The organism is Deinococcus sp., assembly GCF_018260405.1.
In the GTDB taxonomy this organism is placed as follows: domain Bacteria; phylum Deinococcota; class Deinococci; order Deinococcales; family Deinococcaceae; genus Deinococcus.
Map to the genome: position 1 here is coordinate 1 of NZ_JAGLBG010000060.1, position 15,748 is coordinate 15,748.

Annotated in this window: 27 protein-coding genes; all 27 read right to left on the minus strand. The window is 60.9% G+C overall.

Features of this window, described 5'->3' with window-relative positions:
• On the minus strand, window positions 1–1,096 hold a 1,096-nt coding region (locus tag QZ269_RS08620), incomplete at its 3' end, for an AAA family ATPase (protein WP_291426305.1).
• A gap of 88 nt (window positions 1,097–1,184) precedes the next feature.
• Window positions 1,185–2,489, minus strand: a complete 1,305-nt coding sequence (locus tag QZ269_RS08625; protein WP_291426306.1) for a DUF5691 domain-containing protein — start codon at window positions 2,487–2,489, stop codon at window positions 1,185–1,187.
• On the minus strand, window positions 2,486–3,766 hold the full coding sequence (locus tag QZ269_RS08630) for an SWIM zinc finger family protein (protein ID WP_291426307.1): 1,281 nt from the start codon (window positions 3,764–3,766) through the stop codon (window positions 2,486–2,488). Before QZ269_RS08630 ends, QZ269_RS08625 begins: the two co-directional genes overlap by 4 nt.
• Before the next feature lie 130 nt (window positions 3,767–3,896).
• Entirely contained in the window at window positions 3,897–4,490 is a 594-nt protein-coding gene (locus tag QZ269_RS08635; RefSeq protein WP_291426308.1) for an adenylate kinase, read from the minus strand.
• Between the two features lie 143 nt (window positions 4,491–4,633).
• On the minus strand, window positions 4,634–5,965 hold the full coding sequence (gene secY / locus QZ269_RS08640; protein ID WP_291426309.1) for a preprotein translocase subunit SecY: 1,332 nt from the start codon (window positions 5,963–5,965) through the stop codon (window positions 4,634–4,636).
• Window positions 5,965–6,432, minus strand: a complete 468-nt coding sequence (rplO, locus tag QZ269_RS08645) for a 50S ribosomal protein L15 (protein ID WP_291426310.1) — start codon at window positions 6,430–6,432, stop codon at window positions 5,965–5,967. Before rplO ends, secY begins: the two co-directional genes overlap by 1 nt.
• The gene (gene rpmD / locus QZ269_RS08650; RefSeq protein ID WP_291426311.1) at window positions 6,429–6,596 is read right to left on the minus strand and encodes a 50S ribosomal protein L30; all 168 of its coding nucleotides are present in this window, start codon (window positions 6,594–6,596) and stop codon (window positions 6,429–6,431) included. The genes rplO and rpmD overlap by 4 nt, the downstream gene beginning before the upstream one ends.
• Window positions 6,593–7,204, minus strand: a complete 612-nt coding sequence (gene rpsE, locus QZ269_RS08655) for a 30S ribosomal protein S5 (RefSeq protein ID WP_291426312.1) — start codon at window positions 7,202–7,204, stop codon at window positions 6,593–6,595. Before rpsE ends, rpmD begins: the two co-directional genes overlap by 4 nt.
• The gene (gene rplR / locus QZ269_RS08660; RefSeq protein WP_291426313.1) at window positions 7,194–7,532 is read right to left on the minus strand and encodes a 50S ribosomal protein L18; all 339 of its coding nucleotides are present in this window, start codon (window positions 7,530–7,532) and stop codon (window positions 7,194–7,196) included. The genes rpsE and rplR overlap by 11 nt, the downstream gene beginning before the upstream one ends.
• Window positions 7,532–8,089, minus strand: coding sequence for a 50S ribosomal protein L6 (gene rplF / locus QZ269_RS08665; protein WP_291426314.1), 558 nt, complete (start codon window positions 8,087–8,089; stop codon window positions 7,532–7,534). Before rplF ends, rplR begins: the two co-directional genes overlap by 1 nt.
• 124 nt (window positions 8,090–8,213) lie before the next feature.
• Window positions 8,214–8,615 carry a 30S ribosomal protein S8 gene (gene rpsH, locus QZ269_RS08670; RefSeq protein ID WP_291426315.1) on the minus strand — a complete coding sequence of 134 codons (402 nt, stop codon included), beginning with the start codon at window positions 8,613–8,615 and terminating at the stop codon, window positions 8,214–8,216.
• A gap of 375 nt (window positions 8,616–8,990) precedes the next feature.
• Window positions 8,991–9,176: a type Z 30S ribosomal protein S14 gene (locus tag QZ269_RS08675; RefSeq protein ID WP_291426316.1), complete on the minus strand. Its 186-nt coding sequence runs from the start codon at window positions 9,174–9,176 to the stop codon at window positions 8,991–8,993.
• 14 nt (window positions 9,177–9,190) lie between these two features.
• On the minus strand, window positions 9,191–9,733 hold the full coding sequence (gene rplE, locus QZ269_RS08680; protein WP_291426317.1) for a 50S ribosomal protein L5: 543 nt from the start codon (window positions 9,731–9,733) through the stop codon (window positions 9,191–9,193).
• A gap of 95 nt (window positions 9,734–9,828) precedes the next feature.
• On the minus strand, window positions 9,829–10,137 hold the full coding sequence (rplX, locus tag QZ269_RS08685) for a 50S ribosomal protein L24 (RefSeq protein WP_291426329.1): 309 nt from the start codon (window positions 10,135–10,137) through the stop codon (window positions 9,829–9,831).
• A 38-nt stretch (window positions 10,138–10,175) separates the two neighbouring features.
• A complete protein-coding gene (gene rplN / locus QZ269_RS08690; RefSeq protein WP_291426318.1) occupies window positions 10,176–10,580 on the minus strand; it encodes a 50S ribosomal protein L14 in 405 nt (134 codons plus the stop codon).
• Window positions 10,577–10,867, minus strand: a complete 291-nt coding sequence (gene rpsQ / locus QZ269_RS08695; RefSeq protein WP_291426319.1) for a 30S ribosomal protein S17 — start codon at window positions 10,865–10,867, stop codon at window positions 10,577–10,579. The genes rplN and rpsQ overlap by 4 nt, the downstream gene beginning before the upstream one ends.
• Window positions 10,864–11,067, minus strand: a complete 204-nt coding sequence (rpmC, locus tag QZ269_RS08700) for a 50S ribosomal protein L29 (protein ID WP_291426320.1) — start codon at window positions 11,065–11,067, stop codon at window positions 10,864–10,866. Before rpmC ends, rpsQ begins: the two co-directional genes overlap by 4 nt.
• Window positions 11,054–11,479 (minus strand): 50S ribosomal protein L16, encoded by a 426-nt coding sequence (gene rplP / locus QZ269_RS08705; RefSeq protein ID WP_291426330.1) that lies wholly within the window; start codon window positions 11,477–11,479, stop codon window positions 11,054–11,056. Before rplP ends, rpmC begins: the two co-directional genes overlap by 14 nt.
• A complete protein-coding gene (gene rpsC, locus QZ269_RS08710; RefSeq protein ID WP_291426321.1) occupies window positions 11,479–12,228 on the minus strand; it encodes a 30S ribosomal protein S3 in 750 nt (249 codons plus the stop codon). The genes rplP and rpsC overlap by 1 nt, the downstream gene beginning before the upstream one ends.
• On the minus strand, window positions 12,228–12,647 hold the full coding sequence (gene rplV, locus QZ269_RS08715; protein WP_291426322.1) for a 50S ribosomal protein L22: 420 nt from the start codon (window positions 12,645–12,647) through the stop codon (window positions 12,228–12,230). Before rplV ends, rpsC begins: the two co-directional genes overlap by 1 nt.
• Window positions 12,644–12,931 carry a 30S ribosomal protein S19 gene (gene rpsS, locus QZ269_RS08720; RefSeq protein ID WP_291426323.1) on the minus strand — a complete coding sequence of 96 codons (288 nt, stop codon included), beginning with the start codon at window positions 12,929–12,931 and terminating at the stop codon, window positions 12,644–12,646. The genes rplV and rpsS overlap by 4 nt, the downstream gene beginning before the upstream one ends.
• A gap of 13 nt (window positions 12,932–12,944) precedes the next feature.
• Complete coding sequence (gene rplB / locus QZ269_RS08725) at window positions 12,945–13,772, minus strand: 50S ribosomal protein L2 (protein WP_291426324.1); 828 nt, start codon at window positions 13,770–13,772, stop codon at window positions 12,945–12,947.
• Between the two features lie 14 nt (window positions 13,773–13,786).
• Window positions 13,787–14,089 (minus strand): 50S ribosomal protein L23, encoded by a 303-nt coding sequence (locus tag QZ269_RS08730; RefSeq protein ID WP_291426325.1) that lies wholly within the window; start codon window positions 14,087–14,089, stop codon window positions 13,787–13,789.
• Window positions 14,086–14,712: a 50S ribosomal protein L4 gene (gene rplD / locus QZ269_RS08735; protein WP_291426326.1), complete on the minus strand. Its 627-nt coding sequence runs from the start codon at window positions 14,710–14,712 to the stop codon at window positions 14,086–14,088. The genes QZ269_RS08730 and rplD overlap by 4 nt, the downstream gene beginning before the upstream one ends.
• Window positions 14,712–15,347, minus strand: a complete 636-nt coding sequence (gene rplC / locus QZ269_RS08740; RefSeq protein ID WP_291426327.1) for a 50S ribosomal protein L3 — start codon at window positions 15,345–15,347, stop codon at window positions 14,712–14,714. The genes rplD and rplC overlap by 1 nt, the downstream gene beginning before the upstream one ends.
• Window positions 15,344–15,667 (minus strand): 30S ribosomal protein S10, encoded by a 324-nt coding sequence (rpsJ, locus tag QZ269_RS08745; protein ID WP_291426328.1) that lies wholly within the window; start codon window positions 15,665–15,667, stop codon window positions 15,344–15,346. Before rpsJ ends, rplC begins: the two co-directional genes overlap by 4 nt.
• A 4-nt stretch (window positions 15,668–15,671) precedes the next feature.
• Window positions 15,672–15,748 (minus strand): hypothetical protein (locus QZ269_RS08750; protein ID WP_291426331.1); only part of this gene is annotated, 77 nt, incomplete at its 5' end.

A 15,748-nucleotide genomic window follows, 5' to 3' on the forward strand; every position in this document is an offset into this window, starting at 1 on the left:
GCGCCGTTTCCAGATACTCATTCCATACCTGCTGGTCTTGCACAGGGTCTTTGATCACCGCACCGACCAGGCTGGCGGCCACATCACGGGCGCTCAGTACGCCGTCTCCAAAGTGCGCGGCAAGGGTCAGGCCGTTGACTGTGACGCTAATCGCCTCAGCGACGCTCAGGCTGCCGCTGGGGGTTTTGAGCTTGGTTTTGCCGTCCTCGGTCACGCCTGCACGCAGCTCGCGGAACACCGTGACCACGCGGCGCAGTTCCTCTAGGGCGGGCGGCGCTGTACCAATTAATTCAGTGGGCAGGCCTAGGCTGCGGCCCAGGCTTTCCACGCGGCGGGTGACGATGCTCAGTTCGTCCTCTAGGCTGTCGGGTACGGGCAAAATTACTGTATTAAAGCGGCGCTTGAGGGCGCTCGACAGGTCATTGACGCCCCTGTCGCGGTTGTTGGCGGTGGCAATCAGGTTAAAGCCGCGCACCGCCTGCACCTCGGTATTCAGCTCCGGTACGGGCAGAGTCTTTTCGGACAGAATGGTAATCAGCGTGTCTTGCACGTCACTTTGCACGCGGGTCAGTTCTTCCAGACGGGCGATTTTGCCCTGTCGCATGGCGTGCAGCACCGGGCTTTCTACCAGCGCGGCTTCGCTGGGGCCTTCGGCCAGCAACCTCGCGTAGTTCCAGCCGTAGCGAATCGCGTTTTCGTCGGTGCCTGCTGTGCCTTGTACCAGCAGCGTACTGTCACCCGAAATGGCGGCGGCGAGGTGTTCGCTCACCCAGCTTTTGGCCGTTCCCGGCACGCCGAGCAGCAGCAGGGCGCGGTCAGTCGCCAGCGTCGCTACCGCCACTTCCATTAAGCGGCGTTCGCCCACATATTTGGGGGTAATTTCGGTGTCGCCTGCCGCGCCGCCCAGCAGGTAGGTCAGCACGGCGCGGGGCGAGAGGTTCCATTTGGGCGGGCGGGGGAACGCATCGGCCTCAGCAAGCGCGGCGAGTTCGTGCGCGAATTGCTGCTCGGCGTGCTGGCGCAGGACTTCAGGCGTGGTGGGGTTGTCGGTGGTAGTGGCTTTGGTGGCGGTCTTTTTGGGAGTGGGCTTGGTCATGGGGTTTTTCCTCCAGTTGCGAGACGATGTGAGGGCGAACGGACGCGGCAATCTTGTCGGCGTTTTGCAGCGGCAGCGAGGTCTGGAGTCATTTCTCTGCCTCCAACCCTGCCGCCCACTCACGCCGCAGCTGTAAAATGTCGGTTAGCGAACGCCACGCGGCCTCGGCTTCGGCTTGGCGCTGGGCGTGCTGGGTTTGTATGTTTTCTTCCCACTGCAAGCGCCTCTCTTTGGGCATGGTCGGCGCGGGCGGCAGCACAAACGGTAACGGCTCAGGCGCGGCAATTTCGGCGGCGGGGTCAAGAGACTGAGCGAGCAGGTCAAAAGTCACCTGCTCGTGCTGGCCCTTTTGCTGAATGGACTGGAACCACTGCGCCGCATCCTTTGCAGTTAGTACGGGCGACGCTTTTGCCTCACGCTCAGGCCGTTCGCGGTCACGTTGCACCTTGAGTTGGCGACCCAGTTGCCAGTGTTTTTTCTCGGCGGCCTGCAACAGTTGCTCGCCGCGTACGTCCAGTACCTTCAGCAGCAGCGAAAACGGCAACGCGCCCAGCAAGCGGTGAAGGTCGGAATCGTCGTAAACACCCACTTTGGCAGTACCCAACGCTTCAGGCAATTCAAAGGGCTTGAACTTCAGTTGGTCGCCCTTTTTCACCACCGCTTGTGGCAGCAGCGCCAGCAACTCATCTTGCAAAGGCCCTGGCAAGTGCCCCTGCAACTCACGCACCCGCCGCGCAATCTCACCGCTGCGGTCTTTTTCGGCGTGCTTGAGCAGCGGCAGGTCAGCGGGTAAAAGCTGCCGTTCTATCACAGCAAGGAGGTCACGTCGTTTCTCCACGCTGCTTTCCTGCCAGAGTTCCAGCGTTTGCGCCGCGCCCGCGTCAGCATCTGCGGCCCGCGTTTCCCACAGGGCCTCCAGGCGGGCTTCCCACTGTGCCTGCGCTTCGGCTTTTTCCCAGGCTTCGTGCAGCGGGTGCGCGTCCAAAATAGCCTTGCCGCGTTCGTCCAGCAGGGGCCAGAGTTCGGGTCGAATAAACTCCTTCAGGTTAAGCACTTGCGCGGCGCTCAGCGTCCAGCCCTGCTCCTTTACGCTGCCCAGGGTCATCAGTGCGGCGGGGCTTTGTAACAGCGCGACGAAAAGGGGCCGCATTCGCACAGGCAGCGGGTTTGTGGCGGGCGGCAGTGCGGTCGGCGGGGACGTCTGGGCGGTATCCAGCGCCTTGCCAGCGCGGGCGTGCAGTCCAGCCAGCGCCACGCGGGCCAGCAAAAGCTGTTCGGGGGTGCCTTCCTGCACCCGGGCCAGCGCCTTACCCAGCGGGCTTGAATCAGGCTTGGGCAGTTCGGCGCGGGCAGTGCCACGCAGGGCAGTGGCGGCCAGGTCTTTTAGCGTCATCGGGGGGCCTCATGTTCGGGGTTCACGGTGAGCGGCAAAAAGGTTTCTCCGTCCCACTCACCAAAAGCGTAAGCGGGTTCAGTGTTCGCCTGCGCGGTCAGGTGCCAGAGGTCAGCTGCAGAATGCAGCGGCGCGGCCTGCCCCGCGTAGTCGCAAGCCTGCCCCTCAGCAAAGTAAACGGGGCCGAGTAATACGCCCACGCGCTCCAACCACGGATTTTGCGCGTTGGCTCTGGCCCAGTGCGCGGGCAGGTCAGCCAGCGGCAAGGCATGGCGGACGGGTAAGGTGCCAGTGCCGCTGTCCAGTGCGCCTTCCAGCACCGCCCGCTGAGGAAAGGCCGAGGGCGCGTAACCTAATGCACCGCTCAGCCGTTGCAGTGGAAAAAAACCTGCGCCCAGCCCCATATTCTTGGGTGAAAAGTCCAGCAGTAGGGCCACCTCTCCCGTATCACCGAGCAGCCACGTGCGGCGCACGGTCAAGTGGCCTTCCTCCTCGGTGACGATGCCCACGCACAGCCAGCTGTCGGTGTCGCTACGGGTCAGGGCTGATTTGTCTAGCGGCAGGCCCAGCGTGGTCAGCAGGTCGGCGCGTTCGCCGCTGCTCAGGCCCCCTCGGTGGTGCCACCCCTGGGTCAGCAGGTACAGGCGGCCTAGATGAGCCGTTAACCCTTCGCCGCTTTCCCCGTGCAGCAGCCCTGGAATCTGACGCGCCAGCCGGGCCACACCGGGAAGCTGAGCGTCTATCATGCGGGCGGCTTGACCGTCCCACTCGCCGTAACTGCGTTCGCGGGCTGCCAGAAGGCCCTCACGCACCAAATCTGAGAGCCACAGTTCCAGCGCCGCCAGCCCGTCTGACATCTTCTTTTCACGCTTGGCCCAGCTTTTGGCGTGCTGCGCGGGGTCGGCTTCTTTGCGGGGCGTCTCCCCGGCCTGCTCGCTGCGTTCGGTACGTTGTGTGCGGCCCTCTAGCCACTTGCCCAGACTTTCGGGCGCGGCCTGCTCGCTGAAACGGCCCGCATCGGCGGCATACAGCAGCATCAGCGCCAGCGCGTGCTTGCAGGGAAATTTTCGGCTGGGGCAACTGCATTTGCTGACATAGCCGTTCAGGTCAACGCCCACCAGGTAAGGGTTCTTGCCACTGCCCTGCGCCTCGCCCCACAGCAGTCCCGGCGCGGTGTGTAGCGCGGGCCACCGGGCAGGCGTCGCCAGTTTCTTGCCGTTGGCGGCGCTACCACTGTCGGGCGCAAGGGCCAGAATAGTTTCGGGAGTCAGAGTCATAGGATTATCCTTTAGGGTGAATTACGCTTATGGCGTAATAGTAACCCATGTAGGATTCCCCGACAACCCTCCCAGAAACCAGAAAACCCCCGACCACAACGCCGGGGGAATCTCTGAACCAGAACGGACTTTATCTCATGCCCGCCAGAATGCGTGCGTATACCTCGTCGGGCGTGCCCACACCGTCCACGCGGTACAGGTGCCCCCGCGCCGCGTAGTAGTCGATCAGGGGCTGGGTCTGTTCGTGGTAGACCCGCTGACGCTTGCGGGCGGTTTCCTCGGTGTCGTCGCTGCGCACCGCCTCGCCACGGGCCGCCGCCTGCTTGCCCCGCTCGACGATGCGGTCGACCAGCACCTGATCGGGCACTTCGAGCAGCGGCACGGCGTTGGCGGGGGCGCCCAGTTCTTCAAGAAGCACGTCGAGCGCCTCAGCCTGGGGCAGGGTACGCGGGAACCCGTCGAAAATCACGCGCACCGCGTCCATGCTCGCCAGCCGGTCACGAATCAGGGCGATCAGGATGGCGTCGGGCACCAGTTTGCCCTCATCGAGAATCGGCTTGACCTGACGGCCCAGTTCGGTGCCCCGCGCCACATGGTCACGCAGAATGTCGCCGGTGCTGATTTTCAAAAGATTCTGCTCGGCGGCCAGCCGCTTGGCCTGGGTGCCTTTGCCTGCACCGGGAGGCCCGAGAAAAATCACCACTTTGTTCTTGTGTCCAGTCACGTTGTCCTCCGTTGTCCTTCCAGAATAAGGGTTACGGGCGGTCATATGGCCCACTTGCTCAGCCGCGTGACCTTCACGGCGGCGTGAAGGCTGCAAAAAAAACCGCCCCCATATGAGGACGGCTGATAAAATTACTCAGGCCATCAGTTGTTCAGGCGGCCACGGATGCGGCCCTTACTGATAAAGCCGTCGTAGCGGCGCACAGTTAGCTGGGCTTCGAGCTGCTTGAGGGTTTCGAGGGCCACGCCCACGATAATCAGCAGACCCGTTCCGGAAAGCTGAAAGGTCGTGATACGCGTCGCTCCTTGCACCAGTTGCGGCAAAATGGTCAGCACAACCAGGAACAGCGCTCCCCAGAGGCTCAGGCGGCTGCTGATGCTGCCCAGAAAGTCGGCGGTAGGCTGCCCCGGACGCACGCCTGGAACAAAGCCGCCCGCTTCACGCAGCTGCTCGGAAATACGCTTGGGGTCGAACTGTACGCTGTTGTACAGGTACGTGAACCCAAAAATCAGCAGCGATTCGAGCAGCAGGTACATCGGACGCCCGAACACCAGATTGGTCTGAATCCAGCTTTCAATCTGAGGAGCCGATTTCGCCGTAGCCCCGGCTATCAGGTTGGGGATCATCAGCGCGGCGCTCGCAAAGATGACCGGAATCACACCCGCCTGGTTGACCTTGATCGGTAGCCAGGTGGCCTGCCCAGCGGCGCGGGCCTGACCAGCGTTACCCCCACGCGCACGGGCGTAGGTCACGGGCACGCGCCGCTCGGCCTGGTACACGTACACGATACCTACGATGGTAATCAGGATCGACACAGCAAACGCCAGCAGGCGCAGCACCCAGTTGTCATCCGGTGAAGCCCGCACCAGATCGGCGGTGCTCTTGAACTCGACCGGGTAGCGGGCAATGATCCCCGCCGTAATAATCAGCGAGATGCCGTTGCCAATGCCGACTTCAGTAATCCGCTCACCGATCCACATAGCGAAGGCGATCCCGGCGACCTGAGTCAGCACCATCACGATGATGGTAAAAAGACCCGGATCCCAGCCGACCGCCACGAACTGGTGATTGTTGGCATTGACGATATACAGCGAAAAGAAGGTCGCCTGCAATGTCCCCAGTCCCACGGCGGCCAGGCGGGTATACTGACCGATTTTCTTGCGCCCTTCCTCGCCCTCTTTCGAGAGCTTTTCGAGCGCCGGAATGGTGGTGGTCAGCAGCTGAATAACAATGCTGGCCGTGATATAGGGCAAGACGCCGAGCGCGAAAATCGAGAACTGCGAAAGATTGCCGCCCGAGATCATGCTGATTAAACCAAGCAGGCCGCCCGAGTTGGCGTTACTCAGGGCGGCGCTGTTGACGCCTGGGGTAGGAATCGCATTCCCCAGGCGGTAAATGGCAAGCAGCAACAGGGTGAAGACAATCTTCCGCTGAAGATCCGGAATCCGGAAAGCGTCGCGGAAGGCGCGGAGCATTATTCCGCCTTCTGCGCGTCTTCAGTGTTGGTTGCAGCGGACAGGATAACCTGTCCACCAGCGGCTTCGATAGCCTTGATGGCTGCGGCGCTCGCAGCGTCGACGTGAACGGTCACGGCGCGGGTGATTTCACCACCGGCCAGCAGCTTCACGGGACGGTTACGGCGGCGCACCAGACCCAGAACCTCCAGTACATCACGGTTGACCGTTCCAGCTTCGATGTCGTTTAGCTGCGAGAGCTTGACGATTTCAAAGGTGATCCCCACATTGTTGAAACCGCGCTTGGGCAGGCGGGCGATCAGGCGGCTACGGCCACCTTCAAAGTAGGCCCCCTTGCCAGCGCCGCTGCGGGCTTTCTGGCCCTTGTGGCCGCGTCCGGCAGTCTTGTCGGTGCCGCCAGGGCCACGACCGACACGCTTGCGGTTCTTGCGGCTACCAGTGCTTGGTTGCAGTTCGTGCAGCTTCATTCTTGCACCTCCAGCAGGTGCTGGACCGTCTTGACCATGCCGCGAACGGCGGGGCTGTCGCTAACTTCACGGGTTTCCCCGATCTTCTTAAGGCCCAGCGCCTGTACGGTCTTGACCTGATATCCAGGGCGACCGATGACACTGCGCTTGAGGGTAATTTTCATTGCGTACCTCCGGCGCTCTCTTCGCTGCTCACCGCAACAGCGGAAGCGGAAGCTTCAGGTTCAGTGGTCACGGGAGCCGCTTCGGTGCGGGGAGCAGCGACCGACACCACGTCGCCGCGCAGGGCACGGACCTGCTTGGCGGTGCGTAGGTTCTTGAACCCGTCAAACACAGCGTAGGCCACGTTGACCTTGTTGCGGCTGCCCAGCTCCTTGCTTAGCATGTTGGTGATGCCAGCCAGCTCGGCGATGCTGCGGGGCACGGTTCCGGCAATCACGCCAGTACCGGGGCCTGCGGGCTTGAGCAGCACACGACTGGTGCTGTTTTCGCCGACAATCTCGTGAGGAATGGTGCCGTTTTCCACGGGAACCATAATCATGTTCTTGCGGGCGATGCTCTTGGCTTTTTCGATAGCTACAGGCACTTCTTTGGCCTTACCGATACCCATGCCCACGCGACCGTTACGGTCACCCAGGATCACGAGCGCGGCAAAACGGAAACGGCGACCGCCCTGGTAGGTCTTACTGGTGCGGTTGACGAACAGCATCTTCTCTTCGAATTCGCTGACTTCACGCTCCGCATGGCGGTCATTGCGACGATTAAAAGTCAAGGCCAGCCTCCCGCGCCGCGTCTGCGAGCGCTTTCACGCGTCCGTGGTAACGGTACTGTCCACGGTCAAAAACAACCTGCTTGACGCCTTTGGCTGTGGCCGCTTCGGCCAGGGCCTTGCCCACAGCGGCGGCGGTATCGGTCTTGGAACCGGACTTCACGGCGGCGCTGCTCGCGGCGGCCAGGGTCACACCCTTGCTGTCGTCGATGATCTGGGCATAAATATGCTTGCTGGAGCGGTAAACGCTCAGGCGGGGACGTTCTCCGGCAGCGATACGAACCTTGCGGCGGGCGCGGAGTTTGCGGCGAATAGTGGTCTGGGCGCTCATTATTTCTTCCCTTTCCCGCCGGTGGCACCAGCCTTACCGGCCTTGAGCGAAATCTGTTCACCGAGGAAACGCACACCCTTGCCGTGGTAGGCATCGGGCTTACGCACCTTGCGGACATTGGCAGCCACCTGACCGACGAGCTGCTTATCAATGCCGCTCACGTCGATTCGGGTGGGTTCAGGCACGGTAAAGCTCACACCAGCCGGGGGATCGATCACTACGGGGTGGCTATAACCGATGGTCATTTCCAGCGCTTTTCCGGCCAGCTTGGCGCGGAAACCCACACCACGCAATTCCAGATTGATGGTGTAGCCTTCTGACACGCCTTTAATCGCGTTGGCAACCAGGGTACGGGTCAGGCCGTGCAGGGCGCGGTGCTTTTGGGCCTCGCTGGGACGCTCGACAATCACGTTGTCGCCGTCTTGCTTGACGGTGAGTTCACTGTTGTAGGGAACGGTCAGTTCACCTTTGGGGCCTTTGGCCTTGAATACGCCGTCGGCGGCGTTCACGGTCACGCCGCTGGGCACGGCGATAGGCTGTTTACCAATTCGGGACATGTGCTGTCCTCCTTGAATTCCTTAAGTCGGGCCGGGGCCTGAGGTCAGGTCTATGGACTAAGGCTCGGGGACGGCCCCTCGCCTGGCGGTTACTCGCTCTGCTCGGCCCTGATGGGCAGCCGTATTACCAGAGAATGCAGATGACTTCGCCGCCCACACCCTGCTTACGGGCGTCGCGGTCGGCGAGCAGCCCCTTGCTGGTGGAAACGACGGCGACACCCAGGCCACGCTGAACGCGGGGCAGGTTCTCGGCGCTCACGTACGAGCGGCGTCCAGGACGGCTGACGCGCTCAACGTGCTTGATCACCTGTTCGCGCTTCTCGCCGTACTTCAGCGTAACGTGCAGGACATCGAATTTCTGACCTTCAGGACGGATGCGCTCAACGGAAGCGACGTAGCCTTCCTTGACCAGCAACTTGGCCAGCTCCTCTTTGAACTTGGAGGCCGGGATGTCCACGGTCTCCTTGTGGGTGCGCGTCGCGTTGCGAATGCGCGTGAGCATATCGGCGATGGGATCACTCAACATGTAGCCTCCACGGCTGGTGTTGATCCGGGTACAGTTCCATGCTTTTACGCAGGCTTATTCCCGGCAGGTGGCCCGTCCCCAGACAAGCTGGCAGGCGGGCACAGTTCTCCCCTTGGAACGTGGGCCACCAACAACCTTACGGCGGCACTTCTTCTGTTGGGTCTTCTCCTCCGCCGGACGATGACTGTTCAACCGAGCAGTTCGTATCCGGGGGGTACGGCAAGCACCGTGAGATCACGGCAATTAACAATTATAACAGACCAAGCCGACAAAGTAAAGAAAAAGCCCCCCGTTTCCGGAGGGGCGATCACAGCCACGCTTTCGCTGACTCTGGACTTAGGGACAGGCCCCTCGCCCTTCTTGCAGCGTCCTGAATTACCAGCTGGCTTTCTTCATGCCGGGCAATTCGCCCTTGTGCGCCATCTCACGAATGCAGATGCGGCACATGCCGAAGAAACGGTAGTAGCCACGGGCGCGGCCACAGCGGGCACAACGGTTGTAGTTCTGCACGGCGAACTTGTGTCCACGGGCAGCTTTCACGACTTTAGAGGTATTAGCCATTTCAGTTCAGTCCTTTAAGCCTTGCGAAAAGGCATACCGAGCGCCTGAAGCAGGGCACGGGCTTCTTCGTCGGTCTTAGCCGTCGTAACGATGGTGATGTCCATGCCACGGGTCTTGTCGACCATGTCGTAGGTGATTTCGGGGAAGATCAACTGCTCTTTGATACCCAGGTTGTAGTTCCCACGGCCATCGAAAGCGTTAGGGTTGATTCCGCGGAAGTCACGGATACGGGGCAGACCGATGTTGATCAGCTTTTCGAGGAACACGTACATGCGCTCACCGCGCAGCGTGACCTTCACACCGACGGGCATCCCCTGACGGAGCTTGAAGTTACTGATGCTCTTCTTGGCCTTGGTAATCACGGGCTTTTGCAAAGCGATCAGGGAGAGTTCCTTGGCGGCCTTGTCGATGGCCTTGCTGTCTTCCTTGCTGCTGCCCAGGCCCTCGTTGATCACGATCTTTTCGATGCGGGGCACGGCCATCACAGACGAGTAGCCAAACTGCTGCATCAGCGCGGGGCGTACCTGCTCATTGTACTTTTCTTTGATCTGCTGCATGGTGGGTTCCTTCGAGTGGTCTGGCAGTTTTTCAGCCAGCGCCACTCAGGTCGCCCCGCCGGATGCTCGGCACCAGAGGGGCGACCCGGATGAATTCAGTCGATGACTTTGCCGCTGGCAACCGCAACGCGAACTTTCTTACCGTCCACGATGGTCTTGCGGATGCGGGTGGCTTTCCCGGTTTCAGGATCGACCAGTGCGACCTTGCTGGCATGCAGGGCCAGCTCACGCTGCTCCTGACTACCGGTGGGGTTGGTGGCACTGGGCTTAACGTTCTTGATCACCATATTGACGCCTTCCACGACGACTTTCTGGTCGCGGGGCAGGGCCAGCAGGATTTTACCCGTCTTGCCCTTGTGCTTGCCGCTTAGAACGACGACCTGGTCGCCCTTCTTAACATGCAGCTTGTCGTTATGGTGGCTTCCGGCGCTAGGACGGGGCATTACAGCACCTCCGGGGCAAGCGAAACGATCTTCATGAAACGGCGGTCACGCAGCTCGCGCGCCACTGGCCCGAACACACGGGTACCACGGGGTTCGCCGTTATTGTTGATGATGACAGCGGCATTCTTGTCGAAGCGGATGGTGCTGCCGTCAGCACGCTTGATGGCGTGCGTGGTGCGGACAACCACAGCCTTGACCACGTCGCCGGACTTGACCGCGCCACGGGGGGCGGCGTCCTTGACGCTGGCGACGATAATGTCGCCGACGTGGGCGTAGCGCTTGTTACCGCCGCCCCCGGTGGTCAGACCTTTACCGCCTACACCGCTGTTGAGTACGCGGATACACATGATTTCACGTGCGCCGCTGTTGTCGGCAACGTCCAGACGAGACTGAGGAAGAATCATGCTTCGCCTCCGGCAAGTTCAGTTTCGACGGCGGTGGTTTCGATGCCACGGGGACGCTCGACCAGCTTAGTAACCTTCCAAGTCTTGGTCTTGCTGATAGGGCGCACGTTGATAATCTCGACGCGGTCACCCAGCTTGTACTCGTTGTTCTCGTCGTGGGCCGCGTACTTGTGGCTGCGGGTCACAACCTTGCCGTACAGGGGGTGAGCAAACTTACGCTCGACCTTGACGCTGACCGTCTTGTCGGCCTTGTCGCTCACAACGACGCCCGTAAAGGTCTTCTTCATTCCTGCTCTCCCTTCTTACTCAGCTCGGTCTGAATGGTATTGAGCTGAGCGACTTCACGGCGAAGCTGCGTCACGCGGTGCGGCTGCGCGAGGGTGCTCATCGCGGCCTGAAAACGCAGTTCCATCAATTCTTTCTTACGGCTCTCGATTTCCTTGGCGAAATCTTCGGCCTTAAGGGCTCGCATATCACTGGGCTTCATCGTAGACCTCGCGCTTGACCATCTTGGTCTGGATGGGCAACTTGTGACCGGCCAGACGGAAGGCTTCCTTGGCCTGTTCTTCAGTCACGCCCGACACTTCGAACATTACGCGGCCCGGCTTCACAACGCTAACCCAGTACTCCACGGCACCCTTACCTTTACCCATTCGGGTTTCGGCGGGCTTCTTGGTCACGGGCTTGTCGGGGAAGATACGGATGTAGATCTTGCCCCCACGGCGAAAGTGACGGCTCATGACGATACGGCACGCTTCGATCTGGTTGCTCTTGATCCAGGCGGGTTCGGTGGCAATCAGACCGTAGTCACCGAAGGCCACGTAGTCGCCGCCCTTGGCGTCACCGGTCATCCGGCCACGATGCTGCTTACGGAATTTGGAGCGCTTCGGAAGAAGCATCATTCACCTCCGGTTTTGCGCCGGGCGCTGGGGCGGCGGCGGTTGGGGCGGTCGCCACCTTCGGGGCGGCGCTCGTCGTTGCTCTTACGCTGGGGGCGGGCAAAGGTTTCAGTCTTGCCGCCAATCACTTCACCGTTGAACACCAGAACCTTGATGCCCAAGATGCCGTAGGTGGTGCGGGCCAGGGCGGTGCCGTAATCAATATCGGCACGCAGGGTGTGCAGGGGCACGCGGCCTTCACGCACGGTTTCGCGGCGGGCCTGTTCAGCGCCGCCGAGGCGACCCGACAGCACGATCTTGACGCCACGGGCACCCGACTCCATCACGCGCTGGGCCGCCTGCTTCATAGCGCGGCGGAACGCGAAACGGCGTTCGATCTGCTCGGCGATACGCAAAGCGACCAGGGGCGCACTGATGTTGGGGTTGGGGATTTCGGCGACGTTCACGGCCACCGTGCCAGCCGACACCAGTTTCTCGATATCGCCGCGCAGTTCCTTGATGCTCTCACCGCCCTTCCCGATCACCACACCAGGCTTGGCGGCACTGATAATTACGTTGACCTGCTGACCGGCACGCTCGATTTCAACGCGGGCAATACCAGCGGCGCTCAGCTTCTTGTCGACCAGTTTGCGGATCTTCTCATCTTCCTTGAGAAGCCCGGCGTACTGTTTCTTGCCAGCGTACCAGCGGCTGTTCCAGCCACGCGTGATACCGAGACGGAACCCGTTGGGGTTGATCTTGTTACCCATTATTTGGCTCCCTTCTCGGCCACGATGATGGTGATGTGGCTGGTCCGCTTTTTCAGGATGTTGGCACTGCCACGGGCGCGGGGGATCAGGCGCTTAAGTGTCGGTCCAACGTCCACGTAGGCTTCCTTGATGTACAGGCGGTCCTCGAGCATGTCATCGTTGTGCAGCGCGTTGGCTTTGGCACTATTAAGCACCTTGGCCACGGGTTCACTGGCACTTTTGGGAATAAAGCGCAGCAGGTCTTCGGCGTCCTGCACACTCTTGCCACGAATCACGTCGACGACCAGCCGCACCTTGCGGGGCGACATACGGACGTACTTGGCCACCGCGAAGCCGGGGCGACGCAGCTTAACTTCCTGCTTACGCTGCTTCTTGTTACGGAAGCCTTCGTTCTTGTTGTGGGTGACTGGAGCGGTCATTTCTTCTTGCTCCCCTTGGCACTCTTTTCGGAACCGTGGCCACGGTAGCTGCGGGTGGGGCTGAATTCGCCGAGTTTGTGGCCGATCATCTGCTCATTCACAAACACCGGAATGTGCTGCTTGCCGTTATGCACAGCAATAGTGTGGCCGATCATTTCGGGCACGATGGTCGAGCGGCGGCTCCAGGTCTTGATGACTTTCTTGTTCTTGGTCTCGTTCTGCACGTCCACCTTTTTCAGGAGGTGGTCGTCCACGAACGGCCCTTTTTTGAGGCTACGAGGCATGTATCAGCTCTCCTTACTTGCGGCGGGTGATGATGAAACGGTCGGAAATCTTGCGCTTTTTACGGGTCTTGAGACCCTTCGAAGGCTGACCCCAGGGGCTGACGGGGACGCGGCCAGCACTGGTGCGGCCTTCACCACCGCCGTGTGGGTGATCCACCGGGTTCATGGAACTACCGCGCTGATGGGGCTTTTTGCCCAGCCAGCGGCTGCGTCCGGCCTTGCCGTACACGATGTTCTTATGCTCGGCATTGCCGACGACCCCAATGGTGGCGTAGCACTCGCTGTGAACGCGGCGCAGTTCGCCACTAGGCAGTCGCAGGATCACGTAGTCGCTTTCCTTACCCTGCACGCTGACGCTGGCTCCGGCGCTGCGGGCCATCTGTGCACCCTTACCAGGAATCAGTTCGACGCTGTGCACCACGGCGCCGACAGGAATAAAGCGCAGGGGCAGCGCGTGACCGAGCTTAGGCTCGGCTTCAGGGCCAGCATTTACCGTTGCGCCGACGGTCAGACCTTCGGGAGCAATGATGTAACGCTTTTCGCCATCGGCGTAGTGCAGCAGGGCAATGCGGGCGCTGCGGTTGGGATCGTATTCGATTGCGGCCACTTTAGCAACGACACCGCTCTTATCACGACGCTTGAAGTCAATGATGCGGTAAAGCTGCTTATGTCCGCCGCCGATGAAGCGGCTGGTGATCCGGCCACGGTTGTTGCGTCCGCCAGTTTTAGGCTTAGCTTCGGTCAGCGACTTCTCGGGGCGCTTCTTGGTCAGTCCGCTGAAATCCGCCGTTGTCATCTGACGACGTGACGGGGTATAGGGACGATATTTCTTAACGGCCATGTCTCAACCTCTCCTTAGCCCTGACCCTGGCCCATCATGGATTCCAGAGTTTCGATCTTCTGACCGTCAGCGAGGCGCACGATGGCCTTCTTGCGGTCGTTGCGATGACCGAAGAACTTGCCGACGCGCTTGCGCTTGCCGGGCACATTCATGGTGCTGACGCCCACAACTTTCACGTCGAACGCCTTTTGAATAGCGCTCTTGATGTCGGTCTTGGTGGCTTTGGGGCTAACCCAGAAGGTGTAAGCGCCGCCTTCCATGCCAGCAAAAGCCTTTTCACTGAACACGGGGGCCTGAATGATGTCGTAGTGGCTCATGCGCTGGCCTCCCCATTGTGCTGATCATCTTCGTCGACCATTTCCAGCGCTGCGGCGTCGATCAGCAAGCGGTCATGACGCAAGATGTCATACACGTTCACGCCAGCTACGGGCAGCACGCTGATCCAGGTGATGTTGCGGGCCGCGAGGCGGGCATTCTCATCATCGGTCACGAGCAGGACTTTCTCGCTGCCGTCCATACCGTGCTGCTTGGCCCAGGCGACAAAGCTCTTGGTCTTGGCATCGGCCAGATCAAAGCCGTCGACGGCAAAGAGTTTACCTTCGTCCGAACGGGCCGCTAGGGCCATTGCCAGACCCAGCTGACGCACCTGCTTGGGCAGGGTGTAACCATAGCTGCGCGGCTTGGGGCCGAACGCCACACCGCCGCCTACGAACGTGGGAACCGTGCGGTCCCCGTGACGGGCGTTACCGGTGCCCTTCTGGGCAAACATTTTCTTGCCGGTACGGGTTACTTCGGCGCGGGTTTTGGTGCTGGCGGTGCCACGGCGGCGGCTGGCAAGTTGCCAAGTCACCACATCGTGCAGCACACTCTTACTTACTTCCGGCAGTTCCACGTCGATCTTGCGACCTCCGTTCTTGCCGATGACGTCAATCTGCGCCATTACTTGCCTCCCTTGGCAGCCCCAGCCTTGGCAGCTTGGCGCAGCACAACGAGACCACCATTCGCGCCGGGAATCGCGCCCTTGACAAGAATCAGGTTCTCGCCAGCACGAATTTCCACGACTTCGAGGTTCTGCACGGTGATGCGGTCCATGCCCATGTGTCCGGCCATGCGCTTGCCTTTGTAAACGCGGCCTGGGGTCTTACGCTGGCCAATCGAACCGGGGCGACGGTGCCACTTCTTCGCACCGTGGCTGGCAGGACCACCCTTAAAGTTCCAGCGCTTCATAACGCCCTGGAAGCCTTTTCCCTTGCTGGTGCCCGTCGCGTCGATCTTCTCGCCTTCGCTGAAGATGTCCACATTCACGGTGTCACCCTCGGGGCTAAAGTCACGGAACTCGCGCAGGAAACGCACAGGAGCCACGCCAGCCTTTTTAAAGTGACCAGCAGCAGGCTTGTTCACGCGCTTTTCGCTCTTGGGTGCGTAACCGATCTGCACGGCCTCGTAGCCGTCGCTCGCCGCAGTCTTGCGCTGCACGACGGGGCAGGGGCCAGCCAGCACCACCGTCACCGGAACGGCGCGGTCGCCCTTCCAGATTTGGGTCATGCCGATCTTGGTGCCGAGGAGTCCCTTCATGCGCGGCCTCCCACGGTCTTGATCTCGATATCCACACCGGTCGGCAGGTCCAGGGTCATCAGGCTGTCGATAGTCTTCTTGGTGGGATTACTGATATCCACAAGGCGGTTATGCGTGCGGATTTCAAAGTGCTCGCGGCTGTCTTTGTCGATAAAGGGTCCGCGCAGAACACAGAAGCGGCGGATGCGGGTAGGCAGCGGCACAGGACCGCTGACTTCCGCCCCGGTGCGCCGGACGGTGTCCACGATCTTGCTCGCGGACTGGTCCAGCGCCTTGTGGTCGAAACCACGCAATTTGATACGAATCTTCGGGGCAACCATGCTATTACTCCAGAACCTTGGAAACGACGCCTGCACCGACGGTACGGCCACCTTCACGGATAGCGAAGCGCAGCCCTTCTT

Bases quoted from the DNA above. Each gene is read 5' to 3' on its own strand.
- QZ269_RS08625 (WP_291426306.1), bottom strand. From the start codon at position 2,489: ATGACGCTAAAAGACCTGGCCGCCACTGCCCTGCGTGGCACTGCCCGC.
- QZ269_RS08630 (WP_291426307.1), bottom strand. From the start codon at position 3,766: ATGACTCTGACTCCCGAAACTATTCTGGCCCTTGCGCCCGACAGTGGT.
- secY (WP_291426309.1), bottom strand. From the start codon at position 5,965: ATGCTCCGCGCCTTCCGCGACGCTTTCCGGATTCCGGATCTTCAGCGG.
- rplO (WP_291426310.1), bottom strand. From the start codon at position 6,432: ATGAAGCTGCACGAACTGCAACCAAGCACTGGTAGCCGCAAGAACCGC.
- rpmD (WP_291426311.1), bottom strand. From the start codon at position 6,596: ATGAAAATTACCCTCAAGCGCAGTGTCATCGGTCGCCCTGGATATCAG.
- rplR (WP_291426313.1), bottom strand. From the start codon at position 7,532: ATGAGCGCCCAGACCACTATTCGCCGCAAACTCCGCGCCCGCCGCAAG.
- rplF (WP_291426314.1), bottom strand. From the start codon at position 8,089: ATGTCCCGAATTGGTAAACAGCCTATCGCCGTGCCCAGCGGCGTGACC.
- rpsH (WP_291426315.1), bottom strand. From the start codon at position 8,615: ATGTTGAGTGATCCCATCGCCGATATGCTCACGCGCATTCGCAACGCG.
- QZ269_RS08675 (WP_291426316.1), bottom strand. From the start codon at position 9,176: ATGGCTAATACCTCTAAAGTCGTGAAAGCTGCCCGTGGACACAAGTTC.
- rplE (WP_291426317.1), bottom strand. From the start codon at position 9,733: ATGCAGCAGATCAAAGAAAAGTACAATGAGCAGGTACGCCCCGCGCTG.
- rplN (WP_291426318.1), bottom strand. From the start codon at position 10,580: ATGATTCTTCCTCAGTCTCGTCTGGACGTTGCCGACAACAGCGGCGCA.
- rpsQ (WP_291426319.1), bottom strand. From the start codon at position 10,867: ATGAAGAAGACCTTTACGGGCGTCGTTGTGAGCGACAAGGCCGACAAG.
- rpmC (WP_291426320.1), bottom strand. From the start codon at position 11,067: ATGAAGCCCAGTGATATGCGAGCCCTTAAGGCCGAAGATTTCGCCAAG.
- rplP (WP_291426330.1), bottom strand. From the start codon at position 11,479: ATGCTTCTTCCGAAGCGCTCCAAATTCCGTAAGCAGCATCGTGGCCGG.
- rpsC (WP_291426321.1), bottom strand. From the start codon at position 12,228: ATGGGTAACAAGATCAACCCCAACGGGTTCCGTCTCGGTATCACGCGT.
- rplV (WP_291426322.1), bottom strand. From the start codon at position 12,647: ATGACCGCTCCAGTCACCCACAACAAGAACGAAGGCTTCCGTAACAAG.
- rpsS (WP_291426323.1), bottom strand. From the start codon at position 12,931: ATGCCTCGTAGCCTCAAAAAAGGGCCGTTCGTGGACGACCACCTCCTG.
- rplB (WP_291426324.1), bottom strand. From the start codon at position 13,772: ATGGCCGTTAAGAAATATCGTCCCTATACCCCGTCACGTCGTCAGATG.
- QZ269_RS08730 (WP_291426325.1), bottom strand. From the start codon at position 14,089: ATGAGCCACTACGACATCATTCAGGCCCCCGTGTTCAGTGAAAAGGCT.
- rplD (WP_291426326.1), bottom strand. From the start codon at position 14,712: ATGGCGCAGATTGACGTCATCGGCAAGAACGGAGGTCGCAAGATCGAC.
- rplC (WP_291426327.1), bottom strand. From the start codon at position 15,347: ATGAAGGGACTCCTCGGCACCAAGATCGGCATGACCCAAATCTGGAAG.
- rpsJ (WP_291426328.1), bottom strand. From the start codon at position 15,667: ATGGTTGCCCCGAAGATTCGTATCAAATTGCGTGGTTTCGACCACAAG.